General features: G+C 63.0%; 18 protein-coding genes. 2 read left to right on the top strand and 16 right to left on the bottom strand.

What is annotated here, in order from left to right; genetic code table 11:
• Positions 1-2: 2 nt before the first annotated feature.
• Entirely contained in the window at positions 3-767 is a 765-nt protein-coding gene (locus tag NKJ35_RS23840) for a metallophosphoesterase family protein (protein WP_352649779.1), read from the bottom strand.
• Positions 768-886: 119 nt separating this feature from the next.
• Positions 887-2,794 (bottom strand): propionyl-CoA synthetase, encoded by a 1,908-nt coding sequence (locus NKJ35_RS23835; RefSeq protein ID WP_352649778.1) that lies wholly within the window; start codon positions 2,792-2,794, stop codon positions 887-889.
• A 172-nt stretch (positions 2,795-2,966) separates the two neighbouring features.
• On the opposite strand from NKJ35_RS23835, the gene NKJ35_RS23830 reads away from it, so the two are divergent.
• The gene (locus NKJ35_RS23830; RefSeq protein WP_352649777.1) at positions 2,967-3,764 is read left to right on the top strand and encodes a DUF2259 domain-containing protein; all 798 of its coding nucleotides are present in this window, start codon (positions 2,967-2,969) and stop codon (positions 3,762-3,764) included.
• Positions 3,765-4,048: 284 nt separating this feature from the next.
• On the opposite strand, the gene dhaK is transcribed toward NKJ35_RS23830, so the two are convergent.
• From dhaK to NKJ35_RS23760, 14 genes are all read right to left on the bottom strand, one after another.
• Positions 4,049-5,035, bottom strand: coding sequence for a dihydroxyacetone kinase subunit DhaK (gene dhaK, locus NKJ35_RS23825; RefSeq protein WP_352479841.1), 987 nt, complete (start codon positions 5,033-5,035; stop codon positions 4,049-4,051).
• Between the two features lie 26 nt (positions 5,036-5,061).
• The gene (locus NKJ35_RS23820) at positions 5,062-5,484 is read right to left on the bottom strand and encodes a hypothetical protein (RefSeq protein WP_352649776.1); all 423 of its coding nucleotides are present in this window, start codon (positions 5,482-5,484) and stop codon (positions 5,062-5,064) included.
• An 8-nt stretch (positions 5,485-5,492) separates the two neighbouring features.
• The gene (gene ptsP / locus NKJ35_RS23815; RefSeq protein WP_352649775.1) at positions 5,493-7,109 is read right to left on the bottom strand and encodes a phosphoenolpyruvate--protein phosphotransferase; all 1,617 of its coding nucleotides are present in this window, start codon (positions 7,107-7,109) and stop codon (positions 5,493-5,495) included.
• Positions 7,093-7,395, bottom strand: a complete 303-nt coding sequence (locus tag NKJ35_RS23810) for an HPr family phosphocarrier protein (RefSeq protein WP_023676329.1) — start codon at positions 7,393-7,395, stop codon at positions 7,093-7,095. The genes ptsP and NKJ35_RS23810 overlap by 17 nt, the downstream gene beginning before the upstream one ends.
• A gap of 22 nt (positions 7,396-7,417) precedes the next feature.
• Positions 7,418-7,807: a dihydroxyacetone kinase phosphoryl donor subunit DhaM gene (dhaM, locus tag NKJ35_RS23805; RefSeq protein ID WP_352649774.1), complete on the bottom strand. Its 390-nt coding sequence runs from the start codon at positions 7,805-7,807 to the stop codon at positions 7,418-7,420.
• Positions 7,804-8,406 carry a dihydroxyacetone kinase subunit DhaL gene (dhaL, locus tag NKJ35_RS23800; protein WP_352649773.1) on the bottom strand — a complete coding sequence of 201 codons (603 nt, stop codon included), beginning with the start codon at positions 8,404-8,406 and terminating at the stop codon, positions 7,804-7,806. The genes dhaM and dhaL overlap by 4 nt, the downstream gene beginning before the upstream one ends.
• An 81-nt stretch (positions 8,407-8,487) precedes the next feature.
• Positions 8,488-10,131 (bottom strand): dihydroxyacetone kinase subunit DhaK, encoded by a 1,644-nt coding sequence (locus tag NKJ35_RS23795; protein ID WP_352649772.1) that lies wholly within the window; start codon positions 10,129-10,131, stop codon positions 8,488-8,490.
• A 67-nt stretch (positions 10,132-10,198) separates the two neighbouring features.
• Positions 10,199-11,212 (bottom strand): ABC transporter ATP-binding protein, encoded by a 1,014-nt coding sequence (locus tag NKJ35_RS23790; protein ID WP_352649771.1) that lies wholly within the window; start codon positions 11,210-11,212, stop codon positions 10,199-10,201.
• A complete protein-coding gene (locus tag NKJ35_RS23785; RefSeq protein WP_352649770.1) occupies positions 11,205-12,317 on the bottom strand; it encodes an ABC transporter ATP-binding protein in 1,113 nt (370 codons plus the stop codon). The genes NKJ35_RS23790 and NKJ35_RS23785 overlap by 8 nt, the downstream gene beginning before the upstream one ends.
• A 3-nt stretch (positions 12,318-12,320) precedes the next feature.
• A complete protein-coding gene (locus tag NKJ35_RS23780) occupies positions 12,321-12,521 on the bottom strand; it encodes a hypothetical protein (RefSeq protein WP_352649769.1) in 201 nt (66 codons plus the stop codon).
• Positions 12,518-13,468 carry a carbohydrate ABC transporter permease gene (locus NKJ35_RS23775; protein ID WP_254816115.1) on the bottom strand — a complete coding sequence of 317 codons (951 nt, stop codon included), beginning with the start codon at positions 13,466-13,468 and terminating at the stop codon, positions 12,518-12,520. Before NKJ35_RS23775 ends, NKJ35_RS23780 begins: the two co-directional genes overlap by 4 nt.
• The gene (locus NKJ35_RS23770; RefSeq protein WP_302893612.1) at positions 13,465-14,412 is read right to left on the bottom strand and encodes a carbohydrate ABC transporter permease; all 948 of its coding nucleotides are present in this window, start codon (positions 14,410-14,412) and stop codon (positions 13,465-13,467) included. Before NKJ35_RS23770 ends, NKJ35_RS23775 begins: the two co-directional genes overlap by 4 nt.
• A gap of 128 nt (positions 14,413-14,540) precedes the next feature.
• Positions 14,541-15,872 (bottom strand): ABC transporter substrate-binding protein, encoded by a 1,332-nt coding sequence (locus NKJ35_RS23765; RefSeq protein WP_352479851.1) that lies wholly within the window; start codon positions 15,870-15,872, stop codon positions 14,541-14,543.
• Between the two features lie 210 nt (positions 15,873-16,082).
• Positions 16,083-16,772 (bottom strand): PIG-L deacetylase family protein, encoded by a 690-nt coding sequence (locus tag NKJ35_RS23760; protein ID WP_352479852.1) that lies wholly within the window; start codon positions 16,770-16,772, stop codon positions 16,083-16,085.
• Positions 16,773-16,799: 27 nt separating this feature from the next.
• Here NKJ35_RS23760 and NKJ35_RS23755 point away from each other — a divergent pair, with 27 nt between their 5' ends.
• A complete protein-coding gene (locus tag NKJ35_RS23755) occupies positions 16,800-17,690 on the top strand; it encodes a DMT family transporter (RefSeq protein WP_352649768.1) in 891 nt (296 codons plus the stop codon).
• Positions 17,691-17,744: the final 54 nt, after the last annotated feature.

Below are 17,744 nucleotides of genomic sequence, written 5' to 3'. Positions count from 1 at the left end.
GCTCAGGAAAATATCAGCCTGGCGCGTTTGTCGGCGATCCTGACTGCGGTCAGCCGGCCGCTTTGGAAGGCGCCCGTGTCGATGCCAAGCCGGCGTCCCTCGAGCTTCGGAAACTCGACCGGCGTATGCCCGTGCACCACATAGCGGTCGAGAAGATGCGCGGCTTCGAAGAACTCCGAGCGGATATTGAGCAGGTCGTCCTCGTCTTGTGCGGCGAGGTCGATGCCCGGCCTGATGCCGGCATGAACGAATACGAATTTCGCCGAACAGACCATGACCGGCAGCGCACGCATGAAACTGACGTGGTCGGCGGGAATGATCTCTCGAATGCGCCCGTCGACCTCCTCGTTTGAACCGTAGAGATCGGCCATGCGGTCCGGGTCGACGCCGTAGGAAAACAGCGTTTGCAGGCCGCCTATCGCCAGCCACGACTCTCTCGAAATGATCCCGTCGAGATAGTTCAGCATCACGACTTCGTGGTTACCGGCAAGGCAGATGCGCTGGAAGCCTTGGAGTGGCGGCGCCAGCAGATGATCGAGCACGCGCGCCGACTGCGGGCCACGATCGACGTAGTCGCCAAGCATGATGATGAGCTTGCGCCCCTCGAAAGACGCAGAATCGAGCAGGATGTTCTGCTCCAGGGAGCGAAGCTCCTTATAGCAGCCATGCACGTCGCCGATCGCATAGACGACTGAGTCCCGGATATCGATCTCGAGCCGCTGGCGCGCCGCGGTCCGGGTGTTTCTCGATCGCTGGAACAAGGTCACGAATGGCGTCCCGTATGGCTGTGAATGCGCCTCGATCTCGAAACAACAAGGCGACGCAGCGCGTGGATACCATGTCTGGCACCGGTCGTTCCATACCGGAGCTTCGGACGCAACTCGGCTTACAGGCCGATGCCACGGCCCTTCAGCGCGGCGGTGATCTCGTCGAGGATGGCGGGGTCGTCGATTGTCGCCGGCATGGCCCATTCCTCTTTGTCGGCGATCTTCTGCATGGTGCCGCGCAGGATCTTGCCGGAGCGCGTCTTCGGCAGGCGCTTGATCGTCACTACCGTCTTGAAGGCTGCGACAGGGCCGATCCGTTCGCGCACCAGCGTGACCACCTCGCTCTCGATGATCCCTGCATCGCGGTCGACGCCCGCATTCAGCACGACGAAGCCGAGTGGAACCTGGCCCTTCATCGCATCGGCAATGCCGACGACGGCGCATTCGGCAACGTCGGGATGCGCGGCCAGCACCTCCTCCATGGCGCCGGTCGAGAGCCGGTGGCCGGCGACATTGATGATGTCGTCAGTGCGGGCCATGACATAGAGGTAACCGTCCTCGTCCATCATGCCGGCATCCGCGGTTTTGTAGAAGCCGGGGAATTCCTCGAGATAGGCTTGGCGAAACCGCTCGTCGGCATTCCACAGCGTCGGCAAGCAGCCGGGGGGCAGCGGCAATTTCACCACGACATTGCCAAGCGTACCACGCTTGACCTCATGCCCGGCATCGTCGAGCACGCGGATGTCATAGCCGGGCATCGGCACGCCGGGCGAGCCGTATTTGACCGGCAGCAGGCCCAGTCCGGCGGGGTTGATGGTCATCGGCGAGCCGGTCTCGGTTTGCCACCAATGGTCGATCACCGGCACGTTCAATTTCTGCTCCGCCCATTTGATGGTTTCCGGATCGGCGCGCTCGCCGGCGAGGAACAAAGTTCGGAATTTGGACAGGTCGTATTTTGGGACGAATTCGCCCTTCGGGTCCTGTCCTTTGATGGCGCGAAATGCGGTTGGCGCGGTGAACAGCGCGACGACGCCGTGCTCGTCAATCACCCGCCAATAGGTGCCGGCATCGGGCGTGCCGACCGGCTTGCCCTCGAACAGCACGGTCGTGCAGCCATGCAGCAGCGGGCCGTAGACGATGTAGGAATGGCCGACCACCCAGCCGACATCGGAAGCCGCCCAAAACACTTCGCCTGGCTTGACGCCGAAGTCGTTTTCCATCGACCATTTCAGCGCGACCATATGGCCGCCATTGTCGCGCACGATGCCTTTCGGCTGGCCGGTCGTGCCTGACGTGTAGATGATGTAGAGCGGATCGGTGGCAAGCACCGCAACACAGTCGACATTGGCGCCGGCGGCCCGCTCACGCGCCACGGCGTCGGCATAGTCGATATCGTGATTTTCCCTGAGCTCGCAGCGCAATTGGTCGCGCTGCAGGATGAGGCAGGCTTCGGGCTTGTGCCGCGACATCTCGATCGCTTTGTCGAGCAGCGGCTTATAGGCAACGACGCGCCCTGGCTCCAGGCCGCCGGAAGCGGAGATGATCAGCTTCGGCTTGGCGTCGTCGATGCGGGTGGCGAGCTCATGCGAGGCAAAGCCGCCGAAGACCACCGAATGCACGGCGCCGATCCGCGCACAGGCAAGCATGGCGAAGGCTGCTTCCGGTACCATCGGCATGTAGATGATGACGCGATCGCCTTTTTGGATGCCACGATTCTTGAGCACCGAGGTCAGCGCGACCACCTCGCGCTTCAACTCGGCATAGGTGAATTTCCTGATTGTGCCCGAAATCGCGCTGTCATGGATCAACGCGATCTGGTCGGCACGGGCGCCCGCCACGTGGCGGTCGACGGCATTGAAGCAGGTGTTGCAGGAAGCGCCGTTGAACCACCGGCCATAGACACCTGCATTGGCGTCGAACACGGTCTCGAAGGGCGAGAACCAGTCGATAGCGCCCGCGGCATCGGCCCAGAACTTTTCCGGGTCGCGTTTCCAGCCGTCATAAACCTCATGGTAGCGTGACGCCATCCAGCTTCCTCCCCAGGAATGTTTGCTGTCCTTGAAATAGCGTATGCTGGTTTGTGTAACCATGTATTTGTGCGTTTCGTTTGCTGTCGTTCTAACTTGGCCGCAAATGCAAGGCCGTCGTGGCCTGCGGGGCTGGTATCGGCCGAATTTTCGACATTGGGGGCAGGGCGCGATGAAACTGCGATACGAGCTTGGGTTTGCCGCGGTTGCGACGCTGGCGGTAGGGCTCGCTTCAGCTGCTCAGGCCGGCGATGCGGCGGCACGGCGTATCATCGGCTTTTCGCCCGACGGCAACTATTTCGCCTTCGAGCAGTATGGCACGCTCGACGCTGGTGCTTCGGATTCGGGCTGGTCGGAGATCGATATCATCGACACCCGCACCGATCAGTTCGTCGGCGGCAAGCCGATCCTCATCGTCGACGAGACGGAGGATTCGACGCTGACACTTGCGCAGGCGAGGGCACAGGCCGCGGGGCAGGCGGCGCCCTTGCTGGCCAAATATTACATAGCGTCGCGTGGCGAACGGACTGGCTTCGACAAGTTCACCTTTCCCGAGGACATGGTCGCCTACAACGACATTGCGCGCCTCGAGCAGGTTTCGCAACAATGGCTTTCGCCGACCTATGACGAGCTTGGCATCTCGACCATTCAGCTCGAGCAGATTCTTGCCGATAGCACGGCGGATTGTTCAGCGAGTTTCGACGGGGCGCAGCAGGGCGAGACGACCGGCAAGGCGCTCGGCTTTCGCCTGACGCTGCAGGGCCAGGACGGCCATCCGATCAAGGTGTTGCACGAGGACAAGACCGTACCCAGTTCGAGAAATTGCCCGACCTCCTATAGCCTGTCGGAATCCTACACCTTCGCCCCAGACGGCAAAGCGGGCGTGGTTGTCGTGCTCGTGCAGCGCTTCAGCCAGGGATTTGAAGGGCGTGACCGCCGTTTTCTCGCCGTGACAGGCCAACTGCACTGAGGCAACGCGCTGAGAAGTAGTCCGCTACCCGAGGTTGTTGTCCCTAAAGCGGGAGGGCAGCGAGCATAAGTCCGATCCCGCCGGCGATCAGCAAGGCGGCTGCCAGCATCTTTCCATGGCGCTCGAAACCCGTCGGCGCCCGATCCCAATTGTAACGCATCCTCGAACTCCCCAAACCCGCAGATTCTTTATCTTACGCAGGGTGAGGAGGGCAACTGTCTGACGGTACGCGGCGTTGCCGATGTCGGTCCTATCACCGACTATTTCTGGGGCATTCTCCGCCGCTACATGCCCCAGCGCAGCGCGGCCGTATGTACCGGTGCATCCCACCAAACAGCCGCCTCGTCGTCGAGCATGCTCAGCGTGATCGAACAGCCGGCCATGTCGAGCGAGGTAACATAGGACCCGACCAGCGACCGGGTTACCGTGACGCCGTGCTTCTCGAAGATTTTGCGGGCGCTGTTATACATCAGGTAAAGCTCCATCAACGGTGTGCCGCCAAAGCCGTTGACGAAGAGCAGCGCCTGGCCTCTGGCACCGTCGCCCAGGTCACCCAGGATTGCGGTACAGATCTCGTCGGTGATGGCATCGGCGCTTTTCAATGTGTCACGCCGCCTTCCGGGCTCGCCATGGATGCCGACCCCGAACTCCATCTCGCCGTCGCCGATATCGAAGGTCGGCCTGCCCGCCGCCGGCACGGTGCAACTGGTCAGCGCCACGCCCATCGAGCGCGTCGCGCCGTTGACGCGCTCGCCCAGCGCCTTCAACGGCTCCAGTGGCATGCCTTCTTCGGCCGCCGCGCCGACGATTTTCTCGACCACCAGCGTACCGGCGACGCCGCGCCGGCCGGTGGTGTAGGACGAGTTTTCGACCGCGACGTCGTCATTGGTCACGATTTGCATCACGCCTTCCGACATTTCAGCGGCCATGTCGAAATTCATCACGTCGCCCTCGTAGTTCTTGACGATGAACAGGCAGCCGGCGCCCGTATTGACGACTTCGGCCGCCGCCATCATCTGGTCAGGCGTCGGCGAGGTGAATACCTGGCCGGGGCAGGCGGCATCCAGCATGCCGTGCCCGACGAATCCGCCATGCAGCGGCTCGTGACCCGAGCCGCCACCGGAGATCAGCGCCACCTTGCCCGGCTTGAGCAGCTTGCGGCGGATGAATTTGTGTTCCTCGCCAAGCGCCAGGATATCGGCATGCGCGGCAACGAAGCCGTCGAGGCTCTCGGTCAGCACCGTATCGACCGAATTCAGAAATTTCTTCATGGCTGTTCTCCCGAAATAGCCCAGCGTCAGCTGCCCTTGCCGGCGATGCTGGTGATCTTCTGGATGAAATCGTTGACCGCCCGGTCGAGCGCCGCGTTCTGCTTGTCGTCGCCGAAATCGGGAACGATCAGCGAGACATGACGTGTCTTGCGCATGCCTGCGGCCAGCGACATCTTTCCCGGATGAGCCCGATGGTAGGCCTCAAGGAAATGATCGCGTTCGACCGGGCTGAAATGGCAGACGGAGAAGATAGCCGGCAAATGCTTCGCCGGGATCGGCGTCGAGTAGGCCGGGCTTGAAATCTGCGTGACGAAGCTGCGGTGTTTTCCAAGCGCGTCGGCGAGGCGCTGGCGCATGCCGGACGGGCGCTGGTCGATCACCTGCGACAGGATCGTCTTGTAGGCGCGGATCGCCTCTTCGGGGCCGGATTGCGGTGCCTTGTCTGCCATGCCGGGGCCTAGATCGAAACGTCCGCGATGGCCGCCTTGGCCATCGCGAGTTGGGCGGGAGCGACCGAGAGGTCACGCAGGCCGGTTTCGAGCAGCGCCGGGATCGAGGCGGGGTCGCCGCCGGCATCGCCACACAGGCTGACCGGGATATTATGCTCGCGGCCGAAGGCCGCAACGGAGGCGATCAGCCGGAGCACGGCCGGGTGCCTGACGGAATTCAGATGTGCGACCGACGCATTGTCCCGCGCGGCGGCCATCACGTATTGGGTCAAATCATTCGAACCGATCGAGAAGAAGGCGGCCTTGGCGAATGCCTCCGGTGCTATGGCCACCGACGGCACCTCGACCATGATGCCAAGCGGCGGCATTTTGTGCGCGATGCCGCGCGCCAAAAGGTCAGCCTGCTCCTCAGCGAACAGCGCGGTGGCGTGTTCATACTCTTCCGGAACGGCGATCATCGGGAACATCACCTTTAGATTGCCGTGCATGGCGGCACGTAGCAAGGCGCGGATCTGCACACGAAAGACCTCCGGACGCATCAGCGACAGCCTGATGCCGCGCAGGCCAAGGAATGGATTACCTTCCTCGACGGTCAGGCCCGGCACGGGCTTATCGCCGCCCGCATCGACAGTACGGATCGTCACCGGCCTCTCGCCTGCCCATTCCAGCACTTTGCGGTAGGCGCGATATTGCGTCTCCTCGCCCGGCAGCGTCTTGCCGAATAGGAATTCGGTCCGCATCAGCCCGACACCGTCGCACGCCGCAGCATCGATGCTGTCGACATCGGACGGATCGGCGATATTCACCTGCACGCGGACCGCTATGCCGGTCTTCGTTGCCGCCGGCCTTGTCAGATAGGCTGCCGCTTTGCCGCGATGCGCCGCGAAAGACGACGACGATCGCCGGAATATGGCGATCTCCGCTTTCGAAGGCGCCAACACGATGCCACCATGTTCAGCATCGAGCAGTGCGATTCCGGCAAGGTGAGCCGGCGAAGCACCTGGCCTGGCTAGCCCACGCTCCATGAGCCCAAGCCCCACCACCATGGGCACGCCGCGTGAGCGTGCCAGCATTGCGACATGACTTGCGGCACTTCCGGCCGTAAGTGCTATGCCGCCGCCGGCACTCCAGTCGGTTTCGAGGAAGCGCGTCGGTGCGATATCCTCGCCGTAGAAGATCGCACCCGCCGGCGGCGCAATGTCGCCGCCCCCGATCAGCGCGCGTAGCACCTGGTCGCGTATATCGCGCATGTCGGCGGCGCGCGCCCGGAAATAGTCCCGCTCGGATGTTTCATAGCCGGCTATCTCGGCGTCGAGCGCTTTTCGCCAAGCCACATCAGCAGCCATGCCCTCGGCAATTCGCGCAAAGGCCGGGCCGGTCAGCGCGTCGTCCTCCAGCATGGCGAGCTGGAATTCGAGGATCCCGGCCGCCTCGCTGTCGCTGCTTTCGATCAATGTCGCGAGCCGGCCCGCGGCAATGGAGATGGCGGCCTCAAGCGCCGCCTTCTCGTCCGCGGCAGTCGCCTTGCGGACATAACGCACAGCAGCCTGGTCCAGATCGAACAGCGGCCCCTCGGCATAGCCGGCCGATGCCGAAATGCCCTGCAGCCTAAGCGGTTCGGGCATGGTCCTTGCCTTCGTCGAAATCGCGGCGCACCAGCTCGACCAGTGCTCCGACCGCCTCGCCGGCGCCGTCCCCTTTGGCTCTGATGTGCAGGACAGTGCCTTTCGGCGCTTTCGCAGCCATCACCTTGACGATGCTCTTGGCGTCGAACCATGGCCCGTTGGCGGCGAGCGCAATCTCGACGTCGGCCGAAAACGTCTTGGCAAGCTTGGTGAACTTCACCGAAGGACGCGCATGCAGCCCCACCTCATGGGTGATCAGGACGCTGGCTTCGGCTGCTGCGGACATATTTGTCAAAATTCCCGTTCGTTCACGACGGCGACAATTCGTGCGCCGTCGCCACCACTTCCCTGAGCGAGGCGCCGCCAGAAGCCTCGGTCGCCGCCATCACCGCGCCTTCGACGATCGGCGCATTACAGACGATGATCTTCTGGGCGCGTGGTTCGCCGATCATCTCGATCGCCATCTCGCTATTGGTCTCGGCACCTCCGAGATCAACGAGGATCGCGACACCCGCCTCCGACCAGGCTTTGTCGATGGCGCCCATGATCGCCTCGACATTGGTTCCCAGCCCGCCATGGCCGTTTCCGCCGCACCATGCAAGCGGCACTTCGTTGCCAACCATCTGCCGCACCATGTCGGCGGTGCCTTCGGCGACCAGCGGCGAATGCGAGACGATGACGATGCCGACATTGCTCATGCGCGCCTCTCGATTGCTTCGGCTACGGCCCGCACCAGAAGTGCGGTCGAGCGTGCGCCGGCATCCATATGACCGATCGAACGGTCGCCAAGGAAGGAGGCGCGCCCACGCAGCGCCTTCATCGGCACAGTCGCGTCGGCTGCGTTGTCGGCGATCTCGGCGATGTCCGCCGCCGCCTTTCCCTGCACGAGCGCTTCATGTACCGGCTGCAGCACGTCGAGCATGGTTTTTTGCCCGGCCTGCGACTTGCCTCGGGCGGCCACTGCTTCAATCGCCTTGCCGAAGGCCGCCGCCAGATCGGCGCGATCCGGCGCGGCGGGAATCTCCTTGCCGAGCACCATGAACAGCGTGCCGAACAAGGGACCGGAGGCTCCGCCGACGGTCATCACCAGTTTGGTGCCGACCGCCTTCAGCGCCTCGGGCAACGGCTTTGCCGCAAACGCGCCGGCCTCGGCCCGCACTGCCTCGAAGCCGCGTTTCATGTTGAGCCCATGGTCGCCGTCGCCGATGGCCTGATCGAGCCTGGTCAGCTCTTCGGCATGGGCGGCGATGGTGTTTGCCGCCGCCTCGATCAGCCTGGAAATATCCGCTGCCGCCATATCACCCATGCTCCTGGCCCCTGCGCTGCCGGCAGTACGAGAAAATTGCATATCCGGCAATTGAAGCATTCTTTTCCCCAGTCAAGCGGGTTCGAGCAACGCAGCGAGTGCAGTGAAGACCTCGGCGACGGCAAAGGCGCCGGGGTCGACCACGCCGTCGAGCTGGCTGCCAATATAGGCGGACCGCCCGGCCTTGGCGTTGCGCATGGCAGCGGTGGCCTCGGCGCCGCGTCGCGCCGCGACCGCCGCGTCCTCCAGACTGCCGCTATCCAGCGCCTTCAAGGCGGGTTCCAAGGCATCGATCATCGTGCGATCGCCTATCCTCGCTCCACCATAGAAGGACATCCGATCGAGGCCGGCGAGAAGCGCCTTGGGAAGCGTTTCGCCAGACTCCAGCGCCTGCGCGGCGGCGGTGAAGAAGATCGACAGCAGCACGCCGCTAGAGCCGCCCATGCTGGCACTCAGGATGTCGCCCACGGCGGCCAGCGTTGCGGCAGGGTCGGCGAGCGGCAGCGCCGCAAGGCGGCCAAGCACGCTGCGCGCACCGGCCGCCACAGTCGATCCGGTGTCACCGTCTCCCGCCTTGGCGTCCAGTCCGTTCAACGCGCCTTCAAGCGAGATCAGCCGTTCGCAGATGGCGACCACCAGCCGCTCGGTGCGTGCGTCCGGGCTGGCTTTCGACGCGTTGCCCTGGCCGGCGGCTTTGGCCATCGGCACGACGCTGGGTTGCCGAACGGCTCTTGCCGGCAGCCAGGCGTGAGGACCTACCGGCGCCCGCAACGCCGCTTCGCGCGGCGCATCGAGCCGGATCAGCGACAAGGAAAAGCCGTTCATGTTGAGCGCGGTCATAAGCTGCCCGGGTCCGATCGTCAGCGTCACCTTTCGTGCCAGCGGTGATGCCAACACCGCATTGGCGACAAGCAACATTTCCAGCGGTGGCACCGAACCGAGATTGTTGATCAGCAAGGCGTAGTCGCTGGCGGGATCGAGCCGCGCGGCAAGGCGCTCCGCCATGATCGCAACCAGCCTTCCGGCACTTTGCACCGCAATCCGCTCAACGCCCGGTTCGCCATGGATGCCGAGGCCGAGTTCAGCGTCGTCGGCGCCAAATCTTTCGTCATGGCTCTGACCGGGGATCGAGCAGGATGACAGCGATATGCCGAGGGAAACGATATCCGCCGCCGCAGCCCGCGCCGCAGCGGCAACCGTCGCCAGATCGTTGCCGGCTTCCGACATGTGGCCGGCGATCTTGTGCACGAACAAGGTGCCGGCAACGCCACGCGGCTGGGCAATATCAAGCAGGGCGATGTCGTCGGCGACGATCACCATCTCGACGCGGAAGCCTTCGGTGCGCGCCTTCTCGGCGGCCAAGCCGAAGTTGAGGCGATCGCCGGTATAGTTCTTGACGATCAGCAGGCACCCGGCGGGACCGGTCACCGCGCGGATGGCCGCCAATACTGCTTCCACGCTCGGCGAAGCAAAGATCTCGCCTGATACTGCCGCCGTGAGCATGCCCATGCCGACGAAGCCGGCATGCGCGGGTTCGTGCCCGGCCCCGCCGCCGGAGATGATGCTGACCTTGCTCTTATCCCAGTCTGCACGGAGGACGACCTTGATTTCGGGATAGCCGTCGAGGCGGGCGAGATCGCTGGTGCCGGTCGTGCCGAGAAAGCCGTCCAGGGCCTCAGTTACGATCGTATCCCTGTGATTGAAAAAATGCTTCATCGAATTGGTCCACTCCGGTGCCCGAAATTGCCGGTTGAAAGGTGCCGGGAAAACACTCGCGCAGCGCTCACATCAGCCGTCGCCCATCGGCGCCGAAATACAGCGGCGAGCGATAGCGGATCATTATCCTGTCGCCCTGCGCCAGGTCGGTGTCGGGGTCGGTCAGCGTCACCAGCTTCCTGGTCCCCACCGTCACGTGCAGATGGTTCTGGTCGCCGAGATGCTCGATCCAATCGACGACGCCGTCGGCATGGCCGTTCGTCGCCTTCGCGATCGAGAGATGTTCGGTCCGCGCACCGATTGTCCTGGTCCCCGCCGGCGCTCCGCCATCCGGCAGCAGTCCGACCGGCAACAAATTGATTGCCGGTTGGCCGAGCCTGGCCGCGACGTGAAGGTTTGCCGGCTCAGAATAGATCGTGCGCGGCGAACCGATCTGCACCAGCACACCGTCGGCGAGGATGCCGATGCGGTCGGCCATGGTCATCGCTTCGATCTGGTCATGGGTGACGTAGAGCATGGTGGCGCCGAGTTCGGCCTGGATGCGCTTCAGCTCGAGCCTGAGATCGGCCCGCAGCTTGGCGTCGAGCGACGACAGCGGCTCGTCCATCAGGTAGATCGACGGCTTGCGCACCAAAGCGCGGCCGATGGCAACGCGCTGCATCTCGCCGCCCGAGAGTTTGGTCGAGCGATTATTCAGCTTGTGGTGGATGCGCACCATCTTGGCCACGTCCTCGACGCGGCGGCGGATCTGATCCTCCGGCATTTTCCTCGCCGGCGAGCGCAGCGGAAAGGCGAGGTTGTCGTAAACCGACAGATGCGGATAGAGCGAATATTGCTGGAACACGAAAGCGGTGTCGCGCTCGGCCGGCGACAGCGTCGTCGTGTCGTGGCCGGCAATATGGATCGAGCCCGCTTCCGGACGCTCCAGCCCGGCGATCAGCCTGAGCGTTGTCGTCTTGCCGGCGCCGGTCGGCCCGAGCAGCACGACGAATTCCCCGTCGGCGATATGCAAATCGAGATTGTCGACGGCGACATGCTCGCCAAAAGCCTTTGTCACGCCCTTGATGTGAACGTCAGCCATGATGCGCTCTCCCCTGGGAGGCCGAGTCATGGATTTCGGTGCGCACCGCACGGCCGGATCCTTTTGCGAACAGTGACAGCCGCGCGCTGTTCAGCGCCAGGCCCACATGATCGCCCGGATTGAGCCGGATTTCGGCCGGCACCCTGGCCTTGATGATGCCGTCTGCCGTCTCCACCGCCACGATCTGGGTGGTGCCGAGATATTCCGTGCCGTAAATAGCTCCGCGCAGCTTCGAAGCGTCGTCGAAGCGGATGTGCTCCGGTCGGATGCCAAGCGCCATCTCGGCCGGCGCGACATCCTCGCGCACCTCCGGCACGGCCACCCTCGCGCCCTGCACAACAACTTCCCTGGCGCCCTTTGAAAGGCCGCCGCCGAAGCCGAGGAAATTCATCGGCGGCGAGCCGATGAAGTCGGCGACGAACATCGTCGCCGGCCGGTCATAGATCTCGCGCGGGGTGCCGAACTGTTCGATGACGCCGTGGTTCATCACCGCGATCTTGTCGGCCATCGACATCGCTTCCATCTGGTCATGCGTGACATAGACGGTGGTGGCGTGGATGCGGTTGTGCAATTCGCGCAGCTCATGGACCATCAGGTCGCGGAATTCGGTGTCGAGCGTGCCGAGCGGCTCGTCCATCAGGAAACATTTTGGCCGCCGCACGATGGCGCGGCCGAGCGCCACGCGCTGGCGATCGCCGCCGGCCAGCCCGGAGACCGATTTGTTGAGCAGATGGTCGATCCGCAACAGCTTCGCCGTCTCTTCCACCCTGGCCCGAATTTCAGCGCCTGGCATGCCTTGCGCCAGCAGCGGGAAACCGATGTTCTTTCTCACATTCATGTGCGGATAGAGCGCGAACAGCTGGAACACAAAGGCGATGTCGCGCTCGCGGGCACGCCGCATGGTGACGTCCTCGCCGCCAAGCAGGATCTTGCCGCCGGTCGGCAGTTCGAGCCCGGCAATCATACGAAGCGTCGTCGTCTTGCCGCAACCCGACGGCCCTAGCATGACGAAGAATTCGCCGTCCTCGACGACGAAGTTGGAATCCTGCACAGCGACGAAATCGCCGAATGCCTTTCTCAGATGTTCGACCCTGATCTCAGCCATCGTCTACTCCGGAAATTTCGAGACGATGATGAACATCGCCGTGCCGGCCAGCATGGTGACGAACGAATAGGTGTAGAGCGCCAGCGCGAAGGGCTGGAACAGCATCAGGAAGCCGATGGCGATGATCGCCGTGGCGACGTTTTCCATCAGTCCGCGCCTGGCCCAGATAGGCCAGCGCGATTTGCGTTTTACTGTCAGGTTCATTTGCGCACCGCGCCGAAGGTGATGCCGCGCAGCAATTGCTTGCGAAGCAGGATGGTGAAGACCAGGATCGGCACCAGGAAGATCGTCGTGCCGGCCGCGACCGCCGGCCAGTCCTGGCCGCCTTCGCCGATGATGGTCGGGATGAAGGGCGGCGCGGTCTGCGCCGTGCCCGAGGTCAGCAGCGCAGCGAAGGCGTATTCGTTCCAGGCAAAGATCAGGCAGAAGATGGCGGTTGCGGCAATACCGGTGGTCGCCTGCGGCAGCACGGTGCGCCAGAACGCCTGCAGCCTGGTGTAGCCGTCGATCATCGCCGCCTCTTCATATTCGCGCGGGATCTCGTCGATGAAGCCTTTCAGCAGCCAGACTGCCAGCGACACGTTGACCGCCGTGTAGAGCAGGATCATGCCGAGCGCGGTGTCCGACAAGCCGAGCTCCCGATACATCAGGTAGATCGGGATGGCGACGGCGATCGGCGGCATCATCCGCGTCGACAGGATGAAGAACAGAAGGTCGTCGGCGAGCGGCACCTTGAAACGCGAAAAACCATAGGCCGACAGCGTGCCGAGGAACACCGCGCAAAAGGTCGAGCCGAAGGCGATGATCAGCGAATTGACGAAGCGCGGCATGAAGTTCGACGGGCCGGCGATCACCATGTTGCGCTTGCGCACCGTCTCGTCGCAGACCCCCGTCGCCGGTCCCAGGGAGTTGATGTATTCCGGGGTTTGCCGAGTCCGGGTCGAGAACAAGTTGCAGTAGCCCTCGAGGCTCGGCTGGAACAGGATCTTCGGCGGATAGGCGATCGAATCCGGCGGCGTCTTGAAGCTGGTGGCGAAGATCCACAGCAGCGGCACGATCGAGATCAGCGCGTAGGCAACGATGATCGTGCCGGCGACGCGCTTCGACGTGGCCGAGGGTGCGACAACAGAATGGGCTGACGTCAGGCTCATCTCTGCTTCACCTTGTTCAGTGCCTTGACGTAGATGTTGGCCAGGCCGAACACCGCGACGAACAGGATGATGGCGAAGGCCGAGGAATAGCCCGTCCGCCAGCTTTCGAAGGCCTGCCGCTTCAGCGTGATCGAGGCCACTTCGGTAGTCGATCCCGGCCCGCCGCCAGTGAGCAAATTGACCATGTCGAACATCTTGAAGTTCTCGATGCCGCGGAACAGCACCGCCAGCATGATGAAGGGCAGCGCCATCGGCAGCGTGATCGACCAGAACTGCCGCCAGTTGGAGGCGCGATCGACCTCGGCCGCTTCGTAGATGTATTCGGGGATCGAGCGCAGGCCGGCGAGGCAGATCAGCATCACGTAAGGCGTCCACATCCAGGTGTCGACGATTATGATCGACCATGGCGCCAGCGACACGTTGGAGAGCATACTGATCTGCGTTGCCGGAATGCCGGTGACGAACGAGACGGCGTAGGCGAACAGCCCGATCTGCGGCTCGTAGAGGAAGCGCCAGAAATTGCCGACCACCGCCGGCGACAGCATCATCGGCACCAGGATGATGGTCGTCCAGAAGGCGTGCCCGCGGAACTTGCGGTCGATCAGCCAGGCCAGCGTAAAGCCGATCAGCGTCTGCAGCAGGATGGTCCAGAACACGAAATGCGCTGTCGTCTGCATGGCGATCCAGATGTCCTGGTCGGCGAGGATGCGCTTGTAGTTCGCGAGCCCAAGGTTCTTCACCACCTCATTGGGACGATTGGCGCGAAAATTGGTGAAGGACAGATAGATCGCCCAGAACAGCGGGAAGATGTTGATGGCTAAAAGCAACAGGATCGTCGGCGAGATGAACAGCCAGGCGAGGCCCTTGTCGCTGATGCCCCGGACCTTGCGGGCCAACGGCTCGGGCGTAGCCCGGGCAACGCTGTCCGCAGTCCGATTGAGCATGGTCAGTCCTGCTTCGGTCACTTGGATCGTCTCGACAATGGAATTTATCTGAACTGTGTCCCGTGCCAAGGGCGGCACGGGACGGTTCGGTCATGGGCTCGGGAGGAGCCGGTTACATCTTGCCCCGGTTACATCTTGCCATCGTCCTGGAAGACCTCGGTCCAGTCCTTGACGAGGCCGTCGAGCGCATCCTTGGCCGAGCCTTGCCCGGCAACGACATAGTCGTGGAAGCGCTTTTGTGATGCCTGCAGCAGCGGGGCATAGCTCGGCTCGGCCCAGAAGTCCTTCACGATGGCCATCGAGTCGAGGAAGGTCTGCGCGTAGGGCTGGCTGGCCGGGAAGCCCGGATCCTTGACGACCGCGTTGAGGCAGGAATAGCCGCCGAGCGACCACCATTTGGACTGCACGTCCTTGTTGGCAAACCATTTGATGTATTTGAGCGCGGCTTCCTGCTTGTCGGAATAGGAGACCACCGAGATGCCCTGGCCGCCGAGCTGGGCGAACTGGTCGCCGTCCGGACCTTTGGGATTGACGAAATAACCTATCTTGTCGCCGCCGACATTCTCGTCCTTCTGCAGGCCTGGCCAGGTGAAGGCGAAGTTCATGTGCATCGCCACCTGGCCGGATTTGAAGGCATCGACACCTTCGCCCATGTAGCTGTTCGAGGCGCCGGGAGGCGTGCAGCAGTCATAGAGCGCCTTGTAGAACTCCAGGCCCTTCACCGATTTATCGGAGTTGACGAAGCCTTCCATCTCGTAGGGCTTTTTCGGGTTTTCGTACTGGAAGCCGAAGCTGTAGAGTACGTCCATGGCGCCCATGGTGATGCCTTCCGAGCCGCGCTCGGTATAGATCGACGCGCCATAGACGGTCTTGCCGTCGATCTCGCGCTTCTGGAAGAATTCGGCGATCTGCTTCAGCTGGTCGAAGGTCGTCGGCGGGCCGAGATCCCAGCCATACTTTTCCTTGAATTCCTTCTGCAGCTCCGGCTTGGAGAACCAGTCCTTGCGGTAGGTCCAGCCGACGACGTCGCCCATCGCCGGCAGCGCCCAGTAATTTGGCGAGTTCTTCGGCCATTCCGAATAGCCGACGACGGTCGCCGGCACGAAATCGTCCATGCTGATCTTCTCCTTGTCGAAGAAGTCGTTCAGCTTGACGTAATGGCCGTTCTCGGCGGCGCCGCCGATCCACTGGCTGTCGCCTATGATCAAGTCGCACAGCTTGCCGTGCGAATTCAGCTCATTGAGAAAGCGGTCGGCATAGTTGGTCCACGGCACGAATTCGAATTTCATGCCGATGCCGGTTTCCTTGGTGAAGTCCTTGGATAATTCCACAAGCGCGTTGGCCGGGTCCCAGGCTGCCCAGCAAAGCGTCAGATCTTCTGCCTGCGCGACGTTCGAAACGGCTGTCGACGCAACGAGTGCCGAGGCCAGACCCAACGCCAATTTAAAGGTCGATTTCATGCCTTCCTCCCATTTGCGAAACGCGTCCGGATGACGGTTTCAAGAGCCCGCTAAACCCCTCTCCTCCGGGGCCTAAACACAGTGGCGGCAACGCCCGGATGTTTAGTAATTTGTTTAGTGATGCAATTTTTACTAAACAACGCAAGCGAATTCGTTGCTGCACCGCAGCATGCTGGATAGGAACCAACGTGAGAAGTTGCGGCGGCCTGCCTAGGTCACCGTCTTGTTGCTGACCGTCACCGGTCGGATCACTGGGGCCGGCGGCAGCAGCGCGCGGATATCGGCGAAGGGGAAGACCGGCTCGAAGCGGAAGGCCTCGGCGAATGATCCGGCTAGGCCGTTGCACTGGCCGGCGCGGAAGGCGTTCTGCGTGCGCGCCGCGTCGACGAAACGCTCGGGATCCTGCGACTGGTGCGCCCGGATCGCCTCCGCCTTGAGATCGAAATGCCCGGAGGTATCGACGTAGTGCGTAGGCGAAAACCCGGTGCCGCCGAACGTGTCGGCATGCAGCACCGGCACCGAGAATGATGCGGCGATGCGCATGCCATCCGATAGCGCGCGGTGGTCGCCATGATAGTCGTTCGGCGCATGCGTGATCGCCAGATCCGGCCCTATCTCGCCGATCACTGCTTTCAGGGCAGCGATCAGGGCGGCGTCCGCCACCAGCGCGCCATCGGGAAAGTCGAGGAAGCGCGGCGTCACGCCAAGCAGACCGGCCGCCGCGGTCGCCTCCTTGCGGCGCGTGCGGGCAAGCGCGGCCGGATCGCCGTAGCCGCCCCTGGTGCCATCCGTGGCTATGGCAAAAAAGAGTTCTGCGCCTTGCGCGGCATAGGCCGCCATCGTACCGAACATGAAGATCTCGATGTCGTCCGGATGCGCGCCAAGCGCCAGTATCTTCACTCTCATCTCTCCCGGAAACGGAAAAACGTGCCCAACGGAATTCTGCTCGCTCTCATCGCCTATGCAAGCTATTCGTGCAGCGACGCCGTTGTCAAAAGCCTGGGCGGGCAGTTCAATGTCTTCGAGATCGGCTTCTTCTCGACATTGTTTGCCGGCTGCTTTCTGCTCTTTGCCAGGCCGCCAGGCGAGCGCTGGCGCGATTTCTGGCGCACGACCCGGCCCTGGGCGGTACAGGCCCGCGCCTGGGCCGGCATCGCGTCGGGCGTGCTCAGCGTCTATGCCTTCACCACCATCCCGCTGGCGGAAGTCTATGCGCTGATCTTCCTGGCGCCGCTGTTCGTCACCATCCTGGCCACGCTGGTCCTCAAGGAGAAGGTCGGCCCCTGGCGGTGGCTGGCGGTGGTCGCTGGCTTTGCCGGGGTTATGCTGGTTGTCAGGCCTGGTTTTCGCGAGTTGCATCTTGGCCATCTGGCGGCGTTCATCATCGCTTTCCTGGCCGCCACCAATGTCATCCTGATGCGTTCGCTCGCCGCTCAGGAAAAGCGCACGACGATGCTCGGCGTGCTGATCGGCTACGGCCTGCTCTTCAACGGCGTCGGTGCGGCGGCCACCTCGTTCTCGCTGCCGGATGGCGAGCAATGGGCCTGGCTGGTGCTGGCCGGCGCCTTTACCGCCGGCGGCCAGCTGCTGCATCTGCTGGCGGTCAAATACGCGCCGGCCAACCGCATTGCGCCGACGCATTACTCGCAGATCGTCTGGGCGGTGCTTCTAGGTGCGTTGTTCTTCAGGGAATATCCCGATTTTCTGTCGCTGGTCGGGCTCGCCGTGGTCGCCGGTTCCGGCCTGCTGACGATGGTGCGCGAGGAGGTGCGGCTCGGCACGGTGCGCTGGAACCCGTTTTCGCGGACCAGGCTTTGAATCGGCGCTGAGGTTGCGCCGCGACCGTCACCGCTGATATGCGATCGGCGCCAA

This window comes from Mesorhizobium sp. M0136, assembly GCF_040322515.1.
Classification (GTDB): Bacteria; Pseudomonadota; Alphaproteobacteria; order Rhizobiales; family Rhizobiaceae; genus Mesorhizobium.
Note: the sequence above shows the minus strand (reverse complement) of the source record. Positions and strands in the feature narration are given on the sequence as shown.

What these genes read in the sequence shown, in the direction of transcription:
- NKJ35_RS23835 (WP_352649778.1), bottom strand. Translation starts at nt 2,794, where the DNA reads ATGGCGTCACGCTACCATGAGGTTTATGACGGCTGGAAACGCGACCCG.
- NKJ35_RS23830 (WP_352649777.1), top strand. Translation starts at nt 2,967, where the DNA reads ATGAAACTGCGATACGAGCTTGGGTTTGCCGCGGTTGCGACGCTGGCG.
- dhaK (WP_352479841.1), bottom strand. Translation starts at nt 5,035, where the DNA reads ATGAAGAAATTTCTGAATTCGGTCGATACGGTGCTGACCGAGAGCCTC.
- NKJ35_RS23820 (WP_352649776.1), bottom strand. Translation starts at nt 5,484, where the DNA reads ATGGCAGACAAGGCACCGCAATCCGGCCCCGAAGAGGCGATCCGCGCC.
- ptsP (WP_352649775.1), bottom strand. Translation starts at nt 7,109, where the DNA reads ATGCCCGAACCGCTTAGGCTGCAGGGCATTTCGGCATCGGCCGGCTAT.
- NKJ35_RS23810 (WP_023676329.1), bottom strand. Translation starts at nt 7,395, where the DNA reads ATGTCCGCAGCAGCCGAAGCCAGCGTCCTGATCACCCATGAGGTGGGG.
- dhaM (WP_352649774.1), bottom strand. Translation starts at nt 7,807, where the DNA reads ATGAGCAATGTCGGCATCGTCATCGTCTCGCATTCGCCGCTGGTCGCC.
- dhaL (WP_352649773.1), bottom strand. Translation starts at nt 8,406, where the DNA reads ATGGCGGCAGCGGATATTTCCAGGCTGATCGAGGCGGCGGCAAACACC.
- NKJ35_RS23795 (WP_352649772.1), bottom strand. Translation starts at nt 10,131, where the DNA reads ATGAAGCATTTTTTCAATCACAGGGATACGATCGTAACTGAGGCCCTG.
- NKJ35_RS23790 (WP_352649771.1), bottom strand. Translation starts at nt 11,212, where the DNA reads ATGGCTGACGTTCACATCAAGGGCGTGACAAAGGCTTTTGGCGAGCAT.
- NKJ35_RS23785 (WP_352649770.1), bottom strand. Translation starts at nt 12,317, where the DNA reads ATGGCTGAGATCAGGGTCGAACATCTGAGAAAGGCATTCGGCGATTTC.
- NKJ35_RS23780 (WP_352649769.1), bottom strand. Translation starts at nt 12,521, where the DNA reads ATGAACCTGACAGTAAAACGCAAATCGCGCTGGCCTATCTGGGCCAGG.
- NKJ35_RS23775 (WP_254816115.1), bottom strand. Translation starts at nt 13,468, where the DNA reads ATGAGCCTGACGTCAGCCCATTCTGTTGTCGCACCCTCGGCCACGTCG.
- NKJ35_RS23770 (WP_302893612.1), bottom strand. Translation starts at nt 14,412, where the DNA reads ATGCTCAATCGGACTGCGGACAGCGTTGCCCGGGCTACGCCCGAGCCG.
- NKJ35_RS23765 (WP_352479851.1), bottom strand. Translation starts at nt 15,872, where the DNA reads ATGAAATCGACCTTTAAATTGGCGTTGGGTCTGGCCTCGGCACTCGTT.